The sequence below is a fragment of the Vibrio rhodolitus genome (assembly GCF_003350325.1).
Taxonomy (GTDB): Bacteria; Pseudomonadota; Gammaproteobacteria; order Enterobacterales; family Vibrionaceae; genus Vibrio; species Vibrio rhodolitus.
Window position 1 is genome coordinate 60,851 of the sequence record NZ_QLYZ01000020.1, and the last position, 14,695, is coordinate 75,545.

Below are 14,695 nucleotides of genomic sequence, written 5' to 3' on the forward strand. Positions count from 1 at the left end.
ATTTATAGTTGCTCTATTGTGCCATGTTCCACATGGAACATCTTGCCTTTATCGTCGTACATATCGGCAATTTGACCCTCAGTAATAGAGCTTACAAAAACTTGAGCCCCCGTCTCTTTCAAGCAATCAGCAAGACGCTTGCGACGTTGACTATCTAATTCCGATGCAAAGTCATCAATTAAGTAAATGCATTGCTTTCCGGTCATTTCGGTAAGGAGCTGCCCTTGCGCCACGCGCAGAGCACACACCATCAGTTTTAACTGACCACGTGAAAGCACATCTTCTACTGGTGTACCGTTCACTTTTATGCGCAAATCGGCTTTATTAGGTCCACTAAAGGTGTAACCTAACGCTTGATCGCGCTCGAAGTTCTTTTCGAGGATTTGTTGATAAGGCGTATCCTTATCCCACCCACGATAATACTTCAATTGAATCTCAAATTCTGGCAAAAATGCTCCGCAGATCTGCTCTGCTTTGACACACATCTGCTCTACATAGCGCGCACGCCATTGGCTAATGTTCTCAGCCAAACGTGCCATTTCTTGGTCCCAATAGCTAAGTTCACGATAGCTACGAGCCGTTTTCAATAACGCGTTACGCTGCTTATTCAGACGACGGAATCGTCCCCATGCATCATAAAATGCCGATTCGGAGTGAAACACACCCCAATCGATAAAAGCACGGCGATGTTTAGGACCATCGGTCAACAAATCAAACCCTTCAGGGTGGATAAGTTGCAGCGGCAGCACTTGAGCCAGTTGCGCTAACTTTTGCCCAGATTGACCGCCTATTTTAACCTCTGTTGTGCCGTCGCGCTGCTTATTAATCCCAATCGGTAGCTCAAATTGATCCGAGTTCAAAAAACGGCCGTGAACAAACAACTCATCACATTCATTTTGGATCACACGTCCAGTTAAACTGCTTTTAAAAGAACGCCCATGTCCGAGCAAATAGATCGCTTCGAGGACGCTGGTCTTACCGCTACCGTTAGGACCAATAAGAAAGTTAAAGCCTGCTGATAGTTGGATATCACAGGCTTCAATATTGCGAAATTGCTTAATAATAAGGCGAGATAGCGGCATGCTAGAGTCGGATCGGCATCACCACGTACAGAGCGCTGTCGTCGTCGGCGTTTTCAATCAACGCACTGGCATTGGCATCTGACATGGAAATACGCACTTTTTCACAGCGCAGCGTATTCAAGACATCAAGTACATAACTTACGTTGAAACCGATTTCGATCGCATCACCGTCAAAGTTGACGTCCAACATCTCTTCCGCTTCTTCTTGCTCAGGGTTGTTGGCAGTAATGCGCATCTCGTTGTCGGCAAGATTCACGCGCACACCGCGGAATTTCTCATTCGACAGAATAGCCGCGCGCGAGAATGCTTGGCGCAGTTCATCACAGTTCGCTTCTAACGTTTTGGTGGTGCTTTGTGGCATTACTCGGCGGTAGTCAGGGAAACGACCATCAACCAGTTTAGAGGTGAAAACAAAGTTATTCACTTCTGCACGCACGTTCGAGCTACCAATTTGCAAAACCACTGGCTGCTCTGGCGCATCCAACAGCTTAACCAGCTCTTGCACACCTTTACGCGGCACGATGATTTGCTTAGTCGCAAAATCAGCCCCAAGAGAAACCAGTGATACCGCCATACGGTGACCATCGGTTGCCACACTACGCAAAGTGGTGCCATCGATTTCAAACAGCATGCCGTTAAGGTAGTAACGTACGTCTTGGTTCGCCATTGAGAATTGAGTTTTCTCAATCAGACCACGCAGTTCAGCTTGGGTCAGTGACACTTCAACTTCACTTTGCCAATCTTCAATATTTGGAAAATCGTTCGCAGGTAGGGTTGCCAGTGAAAAACGGCTACGACCTGAGCGAACTTGCACGCGATCGCCTTCCAAGACGAAAGTGATCACTGAATCGTCTGGCAGACCACGGCAGATATCAAGAAACTTACGTGATGGCACAGTAATGCTGCCCGCTTCGAAATCCCCTTCAAGGGTCACTCGGCTGATCAGCTCAACTTCCAAATCGGTTGCGGTCATTGATAAGGTATTTTCTTCAACCTTGATCAATAGGTTACCAAGAATTGGTAACGTAGGTCGGCCGCCCAAAGCACCCGACACTTGTTGAAGTGGTTTCAGTAGATGACTGCGTTCAATGGAAAATTTCATAATGCGCTCTTGTTTGAATTCTTGATGGCGTTTAGCTCTATAGCCAATACTAGCAACTGATAAGAATACAGCGAATTAAGAAGAAAGGGTACGAATCAAGTTCGAGTAATCTTCTTTAATATCGTGACTCTCTTCGCGCAGTTGCTCAATCTTACGACATGCATGCAGTACCGTCGTATGGTCACGACCACCAAACGCATCGCCAATTTCTGGCAAACTGTGGTTGGTTAGCTCTTTGGCTAGTGCCATCGCCAACTGACGAGGACGTGCAACCGAACGCGATCGGCGTTTAGACAGTAAATCAGCCACTTTAATCTTGTAGTATTCCGCGACCGTCTTTTGAATATTATCAATCGTCACCAGCTTTTCTTGCAGAGCCAGTAAGTCACGCAGCGCTTCACGCACAAAATCAATCGTGATTGGACGACCGGTAAAGTTCGCATTAGCGATCACACGGTTTAGCGCACCTTCAAGCTCACGAACGTTTGAGCGCAGACGTTTAGCAATAAAGAATGCCACTTCATCCGCCAAATGAATTTGGTGATCTTCGGCTTTCTTCATCAAGATAGCGACGCGCGTTTCCAGTTCAGGCGGCTCGATCGCAACCGTCAAACCCCAACCAAAACGCGATTTTAGACGATCTTCAACCCCGCTGATCTCTTTTGGATAGCGATCTGAGGTCAAAATGATCTGTTGATTACCTTCAAGCAATGCGTTGAAAGTATGGAAAAATTCTTCTTGAGAACGCTCTTTGTTAGCAAAGAACTGAATATCATCGATAAGCAGCGCATCTACACTGCGGTAGTAGCGTTTGAACTCTTCAATCGCGTTGTTTTGCAGTGCTTTTACCATGTCTTGCACAAAACGTTCCGAGTGCATGTACACCACTTTGGCATTTGGCTTGTTATCAACAATCGCGTTGCCAACCGCATGCAATAAGTGGGTTTTACCAAGACCGGTGCCGCCATATAGGAACAGTGGGTTGTATGCCGCACCTGGGTTATCAGCGACCTGACGTGCTGCAGCCAAACCCAGTTGGTTCGACTTACCTTCAACAAAGTTATTGAACTTGTGTTTTGGGTTCACGTTCGAGCGGTGGTTGATGTTTGCCATCGCTTGCGCATCATCGTCCCACGTTTTGTGTACTGGCTTGCGCGCTTGCAGTTGTGCTGGCGCTGAAGATTCCGCTGCCACATCCGCAGGTGTGCGCTTTGGTGCCGGAGTTGGCGCAGCCACACGGCGGCTACCCACTTCAAAACGTAGATTCGGGATATCGTTACCACAGTACTCTTGCAGTAGACGGTTGATGCTATTTAGGTACTTATCGCGCACCCAATCCAAAACAAATCGGTTTGGTGCAAACAAAGTGAGTGTATTGTCATTAAGCTCCGCTTGTAACGGACGTACCCACATACTGAATTCTGTAGCTGGTAGCTCTTCTTGAAGCTGTTGCAGGCATTGCAACCAAAGCGAAGATGACACAGAGACCCCACTCGAGATAATTGATCGGAAAAGAGAACAGATTTTACCTGTTGATAACCAAGATCGCCAGCAAATGATCGACGATCCAGTGAATAAGATCTAAGTTATTCACAATTTTCTCGCGATTATTCGATGGATCATCACACCCAATCCCGCGATTACCCACAAATTGATCCACATTTCACCGTTTTTACGCAGATCCAGCATTTGGTGATAACTCTGTGTATGAAGTTATTTTTACCAAGCTTATCCACAAGCAAATCCAATTATTCTCGAAAAACAAGCCCTGACAAATAATAATCTTATTACTAAGCTATCTAGTTTATCGCTCTTTGTTATTTATCTAAGCAGATTCTCATATGTAGTATTTGTAACCATAAATTTATGAGGATGTAATATGAAAAACTGGATAAAAACAACAATTGCTACCATCGCCCTTTCGACTGCTGCACTACAAGCGTCGGCTGAAACCGTGATTGATGAAGTAAAGGTGGGGATGTCTGGTCGTTACTTCCCATTTACTTTTGTGGAAAAAGATAAGCTACAAGGCTTTGAAGTCGACTTGTGGGATGAAATTGGCAAGCGTAATGGCTACCAAGTGGAATATGTCACAGCAAACTTCTCGGGGTTGTTTGGCCTGCTAGAAACGGGGCGTATCGACACCATTTCTAACCAGATCACCATGACTGACGCGCGTAAAGCTAAGTACCTATTTGCTGACCCGTATGTGGTTGATGGCGCTCAGATCACGGTACGCAAAGGTAATGATGAGATCCAAGATGTCACGGATCTGGCGGGTAAAACCGTAGCCGTTAACCTAGGATCTAACTTTGAGCAGCTACTGCGCCAATACGATAAAGATGGTCAGATCAATATCAAAACCTACGACACTGGTATTGAACACGATGTTGCTTTAGGTCGCGCGGACGCCTTTGTTATGGACCGTCTATCAGCGCTGGAGCTGATCAAAAAAACCGGTCTACCATTACAACTAGCGGGCGAACCGTTTGAAACAATCCAAAACGCGTGGCCATTTGTCGATAACGCCCGTGGTAAGCAACTGCAAACTGAAGTTAACCAAGCACTCAGTGAAATGCGTGCAGATGGCACTCTAAAAACCATCTCAGAAAAATGGTTTGGTGCAGATATTACTCACTAAGCTCTAATAATCATCCAACACAATAAAGGTGGAGTAACTCCACCTTTTCTTTTCTCTTTTAGGTAAGGTTTATGGGTTTTGATTTTAACTACATGCTTGAGTTGATGCCGATCTTACTCAAGTATCTTGGCACCACCATGGAGATGGCATCATGGGGCTTGGTCTTTTCACTGATCTTAGCCGTTATTCTTGCCAATATTCGTGTTTTTCGCCTACCAGTGTTGGATCAACTTAGCCAACTCTACATCAGTTTTTTCCGTGGCACGCCATTGCTGGTGCAGCTGTTTTTGCTCTATTACGGTTTACCGCAAATTTTCCCGATCATGGTCGGCATCGATGCCTTTAGCGCCGCCATCATAGGTTTAACCCTACACTTTGCTGCGTATATGGCAGAGAGTATTCGCGCGGCGATTATCGGCATCGACCGCAGCCAAATGGAGGCAAGCTTGTCGGTGGGTATGACTACCACTCAAGCGATGCGCCGCATTATTTTGCCGCAAGCAACCCGCGTGGCACTGCCTTCATTGATGAACTATTTCATCGATATGATTAAGTCGACCTCCCTCGCCTTTACCCTTGGCGTGGCAGAAATCATGGCCAAAGCACAAATGGAAGCGTCATCGAGTTTTCGCTTCTTTGAAGCGTTCTTGGCGGTGGCGCTGATTTACTGGGGTGTAGTGGTGATTCTGACTCGCGTGCAGATTTGGGCTGAGAATAGATTGAATAAGGCGTACCTACGATGATCAAATTAGACAATATTCATAAACGCTTTGGTGACAGCGAAGTGCTAAAAGGCATTGATCTTGAAATCAAACAAGGTGAGATCATTGTGATTATCGGCTCTAGCGGCACCGGTAAATCGACCTTGCTACGTTGTGTCAACTTTTTAGAGCAAGCCGACCAAGGTACCATCACTATTGATGATGTTAGTGTCGACAGCCAAAAGCACAGCAAAGCGGAAATCTTAGCGCTACGCCGAAAAACCGGTTTTGTGTTTCAAAACTACGCGCTGTTTGCCCATATGACCGCCAGACAAAACATCGCCGAAGGCTTGATCACCGTGCGCAACTGGAAAAAAGCCGATGCCCTCGCCCGCGCTCAGCAAATCCTTGATGATATTGGACTGGGTGACAAAGGCGATAGCTACCCTGCCGCCCTATCTGGTGGACAGCAACAACGTGTTGGCATCGGTCGCGCGATGGCATTGCAGCCAGAACTATTGCTATTTGATGAGCCGACTTCAGCGTTGGATCCGGAATGGGTGGGTGAAGTGTTGAATCTAATGAAGCACCTCGCCACTCAACACCAAACCATGCTGGTGGTCACTCATGAAATGCAATTTGCCAAAGAAGTCGCTGACCGAGTGATCTTCATGGCAGAGGGAAACATCGTCGAACAAGGATCGCCTGCGGAAATTTTCGACAATCCGCAAGATCCACGACTGAAAAAGTTCCTCAATCAAGTCGGAGTTGAATAAAGATCCAACAGAAGGATCGCTTGATCCTTGAGATTTTGCTCACACTACGTATAATCGCCCGACGCGGAATTTCATACACATGAGTCGTTGACACAATTTGTGAGTGTGATTACAATTCCGCCTCTTTGTTGAGAGGCGTCGGTTGTCCTCTTTATATATAAGAAGACTATCTGCCCACGCCGGGTTAACTAAAGAACCTAAAACTACTGATCAGTAAGGTAATTATCATGAAACGCACTTTTCAACCTACAGTTCTAAAGCGCAAGCGTACTCACGGCTTCCGTGCTCGCATGGCAACTAAGAACGGTCGTAAAGTAATTAATGCACGTCGTGCTAAAGGCCGTGCGCGCCTGTCAAAATAATAATTAATTTATTTTGAATACGTACGCGTTCAATCGGGAGTTACGCTTGTTAACTCCCGAGCATTATCAAAATGTCTTCAAGCAAGCTCATCGAGCTGGCTCACCTCATTTCACCATCATTGCACGCAACAATAACCTAACGCATCCTCGCCTAGGTTTAGCCGTTCCTAAAAAGCAAATCAAAACTGCTGTTGGTCGTAACCGCTTTAAGCGTCTTTCTCGTGAAAGCTTTCGTAACAATCAACATAATCTACCGAATAAAGATTTTGTTGTTATTGCGAAGAAAAGCGCACAAGATTTAAGCAATGATGAATTGTTCAAATTGTTTGATAAGCTATGGCAACGACTGTCTCGCCCATCACGTGGCTAGCAATCGGTGTAGTCCGACTTTATCAAGGTCTCATTAGTCCGCTTATCGGACCACGGTGTCGTTTTCAACCAACATGCTCAACTTATGCCGTAGAAGCACTGAAAGCTCACGGTTTTGTAAAAGGATGTTGGTTATCGAGCAAACGTCTATTAAAATGCCACCCTCTAAATGAAGGGGGCTTTGACCCCGTTCCACCAGTTCAAAAACACGACAGAGATAAATAACGATGGATTCTCAACGTAATATCCTGTTAATCGCCTTGGCTTTGGTTTCATTTCTACTTTACCAGCAATGGAATGTAGCTAAGAACCCAGCTCCTCAAGCGATTGAACAGGCACAATCAAGCAGCTCCCTACCTGCACCATCTTTTGCCGATGAGCTAGACCCTGCGCCTGCTCAACAGGCAACAGCGAAAGCGATTACTGTAACAACGGATGTATTAACTCTGTCTATTGATACGGTTGGTGGTGATGTTGTTCAAGCTGACCTTAACCAATACACAGCTGAACTAAATTCTCCTGAACTGTTTGAGCTACTGAAAAACGAACCGGGTCACCAGTTTATTGCCCAAAGTGGTCTAGTGGGTCCTCAAGGTATCGACCTGAGCAGCACTAACCGCCCTCACTACGCAGTAAGCGCTGACAGCTTCACGCTAGCAGACGGTCAAGACGAACTACGTGTTCCAATGACATTCGCGGCAAACGGTATCGAGTACACCAAGACATTCATCCTAAAACGTGGCAGCTACGCAGTTGACGTTGAATATGATGTGGTGAACAACTCTGGTAACAACGCTACATTTGGTATGTATGCTCACCTACGTCAAAACGTAATGGATGACGGCGGCAGCATCACAATGCCAACTTACCGTGGCGGTGCGTACTCAACTGAAGATACTAAGTACAAGAAATACAGCTTCGAAGATATGCAAGATCGCAACTTGTCTATCAACCTGACTGACGGTCAAGGTTGGGCAGCAATGATCCAGCACTACTTCGCAAGCGCGTGGATTCCACGTGATGAACCAGGTACTAACCTTTACACTCGCGTTATTGGCAACCTAGCGGACATCGGTGTTCGTATGCCAAACAAAACCATCGCGAATGGCGAAACTGCAGAAATGACAGCAACGCTATGGGTTGGTCCAAAACTGCAAGACCAAATGGCAGCAGTTGCACCACACCTAGACCTAGTAGTGGACTACGGTTGGCTATGGTTTATTGCGAAACCTCTACACTGGCTACTATCAACCATTCACGGTTTCGTTGGTAACTGGGGTGTAGCAATCATCCTACTGACTTTCGTTGTGCGTGGTGCGATGTACCCACTAACGAAAGCGCAATACACCTCTATGGCGAAAATGCGCATGCTGCAACCTAAACTGCAAGCAATGCGTGAGCGTATCGGCGATGACCGTCAACGCATGAGCCAAGAGATGATGGAACTGTACAAGAAAGAGAAAGTAAACCCGCTAGGCGGCTGTCTACCTCTACTTCTACAGATGCCTATCTTCATTGCGCTTTACTGGGCACTAATGGAATCGGTTGAGCTTCGTCACTCACCATTCTTCGGTTGGATTCACGATCTATCAGCGCAAGACCCATACTACATCTTGCCGCTACTGATGGGTGCGTCGATGTTCCTAATCCAGAAGATGAGCCCAACAACAGTTACTGACCCAATGCAGCAGAAGATCATGACCTTTATGCCGGTTATGTTTACCTTCTTCTTCCTGTTCTTCCCATCAGGTCTAGTTCTGTACTGGTTGGTATCGAACATCGTAACTCTTATCCAGCAGACACTTATCTACAAGTCTCTGGAGAAGAAAGGCTTACACTCTAAGTAAGTTTGATTCGAAAACAAAGGCGACCAAAAGGTCGCCTTTTTTATTGGAGCTGATTACAATTCAGCTAATCGCATTATTTAGCTCAATAGAGCCACTCAATCATAGGCACACTCTTTATGACTACAGATACCATTGTCGCTCAAGCTACTGCACCCGGTCGCGGCGGTGTCGGTATTATCCGCGTCTCAGGTCCGCTAGCAGAAAAAGTTGCGCTGGAAGTGACAGGTAAGACTCTTCGTCCCCGCTACGCAGAATACCTACCATTTAGTGACGAAGCGGGTAATCAGCTAGACCAAGGCATTGCGCTTTACTTCCCTAACCCGCATTCATTCACAGGTGAAGATGTACTTGAACTGCAAGGTCATGGCGGTCCTGTGGTGATGGATATGCTGATCAAGCGTATTCTAAAAATCGACGGCATTCGCACAGCGCGCCCTGGCGAGTTCTCAGAACGTGCCTTTTTAAACGACAAGCTCGATTTAGCCCAAGCAGAGGCAATTGCCGATCTGATTGATGCCAGCTCAGAAGAAGCGGCAAAATCAGCGCTACAGTCGCTGCAAGGCGCCTTCTCACAACGCATCAATACGCTGGTGGAATCGCTAATTCATTTACGCATCTACGTAGAAGCCGCGATTGATTTTCCAGAAGAAGAGATTGATTTTCTTGCCGACGGCAAAGTGTCAGCCGATCTGCAAGCGATCATCGATAACCTCAATGCAGTACGCAAAGAAGCCAATCAAGGCGCGATTATGCGTGAAGGGATGAAAGTGGTGATTGCCGGTCGCCCGAACGCCGGTAAATCAAGCTTACTCAATGCCCTATCAGGTAAAGAATCAGCCATCGTAACCGATATTGCGGGCACCACACGCGATGTATTGCGTGAACACATCCATATCGATGGCATGCCGCTGCATATTATCGACACCGCAGGTCTGCGTGATGCGTCAGATGAAGTGGAAAAAATTGGTATTGAGCGCGCCTGGGATGAAATTGCTCAAGCTGACCGCGTGCTGTTTATGGTCGATGGCACCACCACAGATGCAACCGATCCCAAAGATATTTGGCCAGACTTCGTTGATCGTCTGCCAGACAGCATTGGCATGACGGTGATCCGCAATAAAGCCGATCAAACCGGTGAAGAGCTAGGCATTTGCCATGTTAACTCACCAACCCTGATCCGCCTGTCAGCCAAAACTGGCGCAGGTGTTGACGCGCTGCGCAGTCATCTAAAAGAGTGCATGGGCTTCGCTGGTGGTCATGAAGGTGGTTTTATGGCACGCCGACGCCACCTAGAAGCGCTGGAGCGCGCCTCTGAGCACCTTGATATTGGTCAACAGCAGCTTGAAGGCTACATGGCAGGAGAGATTCTGGCAGAAGAGCTACGCATCGCCCAGCAGCATCTCAATGAGATCACCGGAGAGTTCAGCTCTGATGACCTACTCGGTCGCATCTTCTCTTCTTTCTGTATCGGTAAATAATCAATAAACGCGTGCCTTGGGTGCGCGTTTTTTCTATCCAAAACACGCAATCGAATCTGTGAGGGATCAAAACCAATGATTCATATCATTACAGGCAGTACCTTAGGTGGTGCGGAATACGTTGGCGATCACCTAAGTGATCTGCTGGTCGAAAAAGGGTTAGAAACTACGATCCACAACCAGCCAAATCTCGCTGAGATCGACAACCAAGGCACTTGGTTGATCGTCACATCAACCCACGGCGCAGGCGATTACCCTGACAATATTCAGCCTTTTATCCAAGCACTGCAGGCAACACCACCTAAGATGAGTGAGGTCAAATATGCGGTGATTGCTATTGGTGATTCAAGTTACGACACCTTCTGTGCGGCAGGCAAACACGCCTACGACCTACTAGAAAACATAGGTGCAACGCCAATTTGCGATGTTTTCACTATTGATGTGTTAGCGCATTCAGTACCGGAAGATGCTGCCGAAGCGTGGTTTCACGATCATATTGAACGCTTATAAGCCAATTGAAGGTTAAAATACGCGGAAAAAATACGCGCAAGATTAGAGAAGGTCAGCTTTGCTGGCCTCTTTTTTTGCCCTGTGGATAGAGTTGCCAACAAAAAACCTGTCTAACTGCACAAAAAACACCCAATCAATCTGTGCATAACTCATGGTTTATCCGGTGATTAACCTATAGTTATCCAAAGAGCAACTTTGATCCAAACTTACCCCTGTGTATAACCACCGATTTTGATCCCAGCTAATCCTCGATCTGATCAAGGTAAGATCACATGATATGATCCAAATAAGATCCATGATCTTGTTGATCATTTTTAAGTTATCCACAGAGATCGTCGATCCTAATAGTAGATCTAATAAAAGATCATATATATAGATCTTATATATATTTAGTTTGCTCACCTAAAATGAAAAAGTACAAAAGCGTTTTTCTCTCTACTAGAAAGCAGGTAGAATATCGCTCTTTTTATCTGTCCGACTTTTCTTGAATACCAGAGGTCAGTTCATGCTTTATCACGAAAACTTTGACGTCATCGTTGTTGGTGGCGGTCATGCAGGAACGGAAGCCGCACTCGCATCAGCGCGTACAGGGCAAAAAACCCTCTTATTGACTCATAATATTGACACGCTAGGTCAAATGTCTTGTAACCCAGCCATTGGTGGTATTGGTAAAGGGCATCTAGTGAAAGAAGTTGATGCTATGGGTGGCTTAATGGCTCAAGCCATTGATCATGCTGGTATTCAATTTCGTACATTGAATGCTTCTAAAGGTCCAGCGGTACGTGCTACTCGCGCGCAAGCTGACCGAGCACTGTACAAAGCGTTTGTTCGCGATGTACTAGAAAACACGCCAAACCTAACGCTATTCCAACAAGCAGTGGATGATCTGATTGTTGAGAATGATCGCGCAGTGGGTGTTATCACTCAAATGGGTCTCAAATTCCGCGCCAAAGCGGTGGTGTTGACGGTGGGTACCTTCCTTGGTGGTAAGATTCACATCGGTATGGAAAGCTCGTCAGGTGGCCGTGCAGGCGATCCTCCATCGATCGCACTAGCAAACCGCTTACGTGAATTACCATTGCGTGTTGATCGTTTAAAAACCGGTACACCGCCACGTATCGATGCGCGTAGTGTCGATTTTTCTGTGCTTGAAGCGCAACACGGTGATAATCCAACACCTGTGTTCTCGTTTATGGGTAACCGTAACCAGCATCCGCGTCAGATCCCGTGTTTTATCACTCATACCAATGAGCGTACTCACGATGTGATCCGCAACAACCTTGATCGCAGCCCAATGTATGCGGGTGTGATCGAAGGTATTGGTCCACGTTACTGCCCATCGATTGAAGACAAGGTGATGCGTTTTGCTGATAAAAACAGCCACCAAATCTTTATTGAGCCTGAAGGTTTAACCACCACTGAGTTGTACCCGAATGGTATTTCCACCAGCTTGCCGTTTGACGTACAGGTGCAAATCGTACGCTCAATGAAAGGTTTTGAGAACGCGCATATCGTGCGTCCTGGCTACGCGATTGAATACGATTTCTTTGATCCGCGCGATTTGAAGCAAACCTACGAGAATAAATTTATCGCAGGTCTGTTCTTTGCTGGTCAAATTAACGGTACCACAGGTTACGAAGAAGCAGCTGCGCAAGGTTTGATGGCGGGTCTAAACGCTAGTTTGTTCAGCCAAGACAAAGAAGGCTGGAGCCCTCGTCGTGACCAAGCGTATGTTGGCGTACTGATCGATGACCTATCGACCATGGGCACCAAAGAACCGTACCGTATGTTTACTTCTCGTGCGGAATACCGTTTGCTACTGCGTGAAGACAACGCAGACCTACGTTTGACGGAAAAAGCTCGTGAGCTTGGTTTGATTGATGATGTTCGTTGGGCACGCTTCAACGAAAAAATCGACAATATGGAAAAAGAGCGTCAACGCCTAAAAGAAACTTGGATGAATCCAAAGTCGGCAGGTGTTGATGAGTTGAACGCACTGCTAAAAGCGCCAATGGCACGTGAAGCAAGTGGTGAAGATCTTCTGCGTCGTCCTGAGATCACTTATGCACAGCTGACCCAGTTAGCGGCATTCCAGCCACCACTGGAAGATCAACAAGCGGCTGAACAAGTTGAAATTCAAGTGAAGTACGAAGGTTACATCAAGCGTCAGCAAGATGAGATCGAGAAATCACTGCGCCACGAGAATACCAAACTGCCAGCAGATTTGGATTACAAACAGGTTAGCGGACTGTCTAACGAAGTGGTGCTAAAACTTTCGGAAGCGAAACCTGAATCGATTGGTATTGCCTCGCGCATTTCTGGCATTACGCCAGCAGCGATTTCTATTTTGTTGGTGCACCTGAAAAAACAAGGTTTACTGAAAAAAGGCGAGGAAGCGTAATGTCTGTTTTACTTCAAAAACTGGATGCGTTGCTTGCTCAAACGGATTTAGAAGTTTCAGAACGTCAACGTGAGCAGTTGGTGGGTTATGTGGAACTGCTTAACAAGTGGAACAAAGCCTACAACCTAACTTCTGTGCGTGATCCTAATGAAATGTTGGTGAAACACATTCTCGATAGCATCATTGTCAGTACACACCTTGAGGGTGAGCGTTTTATTGATGTGGGTACCGGCCCTGGTTTGCCTGGTATCCCATTGTCAATCATGAACCCTGACAAAGAGTTTCATCTGTTGGATAGCTTGGGTAAACGCATTCGCTTTATCAAGCAAGTGGTTCACGAACTGAAAATTGAAAACGTGACGCCGATTCAAAGTCGAGTGGAAGAGTATCAACCTGAAGACAAGTTTGATGGTGTACTAAGCCGAGCTTTTGCCTCTATGGTTGATATGGTTGAGTGGTGTCATCATTTACCGAAAGATCACACGGGACGCTTCTTAGCGCTCAAGGGGCAATTATCACAGGATGAGATTGCTGAACTACCTGAGTGGTGTTGTGTGACCGATATCAAACCTTTGCAAGTTCCTCAATTGGAAGGTGAGCGTCATCTAGTAATCTTATCGCGCAAGGAATAATAGCGAGGTAGATCGTGGGAAAAATTGTAGCCATTGCCAACCAAAAAGGCGGTGTTGGGAAAACAACGACTTGTATTAATTTAGCTGCGTCTATGGCGGCAACTAAACGCAAGGTTCTGGTTATTGATCTTGACCCACAGGGCAACGCAACCATGGCGAGTGGTGTCGACAAGTATCAAGTTGACGCCACTGCATACGAGCTGTTGGTCGAAGATGTCGCGTTTAAAGACGTGGTGATCACTAAGACCACCGGGCATTACGACCTGATTGCCGCCAATGGTGACGTCACAGCCGCTGAAATTAAGTTGATGGAAGTGTTCGCGCGTGAGATCCGTTTAAAGCAAGCTTTAGCGTCGGTTCGCGATAACTATGATTTCATCTTTATTGATTGTCCTCCTTCTCTAAACCTTCTTACAATCAATGCCATGGCCGCAGCAGATTCTGTGTTAGTGCCAATGCAGTGTGAGTATTTTGCACTAGAAGGTTTAACTGCGTTAATGGATACCATTAGCAAGCTAGCCGCTGTTGTTAACGAGAATCTAAAGATTGAAGGGTTATTGCGCACCATGTATGACCCAAGAAACCGGCTTTCCAATGAAGTATCCGATCAATTGAAAAAGCACTTTGGTAACAAGGTGTACCGCACTGTTATTCCTCGCAATGTTCGCTTAGCAGAAGCGCCGAGTCACGGTAAGCCTGCGATGTACTACGACAAACATTCCGCTGGCGCTAAAGCTTATCTAGCCTTAGCGGGTGAAATGCTTCGTCGAGAAGAAGTACCTGCTTAACACTAA

Annotated in this window: 15 protein-coding genes; 12 read left to right on the forward strand and 3 right to left on the reverse strand. The window is 46.4% G+C overall.

The window, feature by feature from the left end:
• Window positions 1-2: 2 nt before the first annotated feature.
• The 3 genes from recF to dnaA all read right to left on the reverse strand — a co-directional run bounded on the left by recF (window position 3) and on the right by dnaA (window position 3,666).
• Window positions 3-1,082 carry a DNA replication/repair protein RecF gene (recF, locus tag DPF93_RS16875; RefSeq protein ID WP_114767280.1) on the reverse strand — a complete coding sequence of 360 codons (1,080 nt, stop codon included), beginning with the start codon at window positions 1,080-1,082 and terminating at the stop codon, window positions 3-5.
• A gap of 1 nt (window position 1,083) precedes the next feature.
• Entirely contained in the window at window positions 1,084-2,184 is a 1,101-nt protein-coding gene (gene dnaN / locus DPF93_RS16880; protein ID WP_114767281.1) for a DNA polymerase III subunit beta, read from the reverse strand.
• A 75-nt stretch (window positions 2,185-2,259) separates the two neighbouring features.
• The gene (gene dnaA, locus DPF93_RS16885) at window positions 2,260-3,666 is read right to left on the reverse strand and encodes a chromosomal replication initiator protein DnaA (protein WP_114767282.1); all 1,407 of its coding nucleotides are present in this window, start codon (window positions 3,664-3,666) and stop codon (window positions 2,260-2,262) included.
• Between the two features lie 397 nt (window positions 3,667-4,063).
• Here dnaA and DPF93_RS16890 point away from each other — a divergent pair, with 397 nt between their 5' ends.
• The 12 genes from DPF93_RS16890 (at window position 4,064) to DPF93_RS16950 (ending at window position 14,689) form a co-directional block, all read left to right on the forward strand.
• The gene (locus DPF93_RS16890; protein ID WP_114767283.1) at window positions 4,064-4,825 is read left to right on the forward strand and encodes an amino acid ABC transporter substrate-binding protein; all 762 of its coding nucleotides are present in this window, start codon (window positions 4,064-4,066) and stop codon (window positions 4,823-4,825) included.
• 71 nt (window positions 4,826-4,896) lie between these two features.
• Window positions 4,897-5,568: an amino acid ABC transporter permease gene (locus DPF93_RS16895; RefSeq protein WP_114767284.1), complete on the forward strand. Its 672-nt coding sequence runs from the start codon at window positions 4,897-4,899 to the stop codon at window positions 5,566-5,568.
• Window positions 5,565-6,302, forward strand: a complete 738-nt coding sequence (locus DPF93_RS16900; RefSeq protein WP_114767285.1) for an amino acid ABC transporter ATP-binding protein — start codon at window positions 5,565-5,567, stop codon at window positions 6,300-6,302. Before DPF93_RS16895 ends, DPF93_RS16900 begins: the two co-directional genes overlap by 4 nt.
• Window positions 6,303-6,529: 227 nt before the next feature.
• Window positions 6,530-6,664 carry a 50S ribosomal protein L34 gene (gene rpmH / locus DPF93_RS16905; protein ID WP_005378825.1) on the forward strand — a complete coding sequence of 45 codons (135 nt, stop codon included), beginning with the start codon at window positions 6,530-6,532 and terminating at the stop codon, window positions 6,662-6,664.
• Between the two features lie 46 nt (window positions 6,665-6,710).
• On the forward strand, window positions 6,711-7,034 hold the full coding sequence (gene rnpA / locus DPF93_RS16910; protein WP_244204749.1) for a ribonuclease P protein component: 324 nt from the start codon (window positions 6,711-6,713) through the stop codon (window positions 7,032-7,034).
• A complete protein-coding gene (yidD, locus tag DPF93_RS16915; RefSeq protein ID WP_114767287.1) occupies window positions 7,001-7,258 on the forward strand; it encodes a membrane protein insertion efficiency factor YidD in 258 nt (85 codons plus the stop codon). Before rnpA ends, yidD begins: the two co-directional genes overlap by 34 nt.
• A gap of 2 nt (window positions 7,259-7,260) precedes the next feature.
• Window positions 7,261-8,880 (forward strand): membrane protein insertase YidC, encoded by a 1,620-nt coding sequence (gene yidC, locus DPF93_RS16920; RefSeq protein WP_114767288.1) that lies wholly within the window; start codon window positions 7,261-7,263, stop codon window positions 8,878-8,880.
• A 116-nt stretch (window positions 8,881-8,996) separates the two neighbouring features.
• Window positions 8,997-10,358, forward strand: coding sequence for a tRNA uridine-5-carboxymethylaminomethyl(34) synthesis GTPase MnmE (gene mnmE, locus DPF93_RS16925; protein ID WP_075648152.1), 1,362 nt, complete (start codon window positions 8,997-8,999; stop codon window positions 10,356-10,358).
• Window positions 10,359-10,433: 75 nt separating this feature from the next.
• A complete protein-coding gene (gene mioC, locus DPF93_RS16930; protein WP_114767289.1) occupies window positions 10,434-10,868 on the forward strand; it encodes an FMN-binding protein MioC in 435 nt (144 codons plus the stop codon).
• A 505-nt stretch (window positions 10,869-11,373) separates the two neighbouring features.
• Window positions 11,374-13,269, forward strand: a complete 1,896-nt coding sequence (gene mnmG / locus DPF93_RS16940) for a tRNA uridine-5-carboxymethylaminomethyl(34) synthesis enzyme MnmG (protein WP_114767291.1) — start codon at window positions 11,374-11,376, stop codon at window positions 13,267-13,269.
• A complete protein-coding gene (gene rsmG / locus DPF93_RS16945) occupies window positions 13,269-13,901 on the forward strand; it encodes a 16S rRNA (guanine(527)-N(7))-methyltransferase RsmG (RefSeq protein ID WP_114767292.1) in 633 nt (210 codons plus the stop codon). Before mnmG ends, rsmG begins: the two co-directional genes overlap by 1 nt.
• A 14-nt stretch (window positions 13,902-13,915) precedes the next feature.
• The gene (locus DPF93_RS16950) at window positions 13,916-14,689 is read left to right on the forward strand and encodes a ParA family protein (RefSeq protein WP_114767293.1); all 774 of its coding nucleotides are present in this window, start codon (window positions 13,916-13,918) and stop codon (window positions 14,687-14,689) included.
• The last annotated feature ends 6 nt before the right edge of the window (window positions 14,690-14,695 follow it).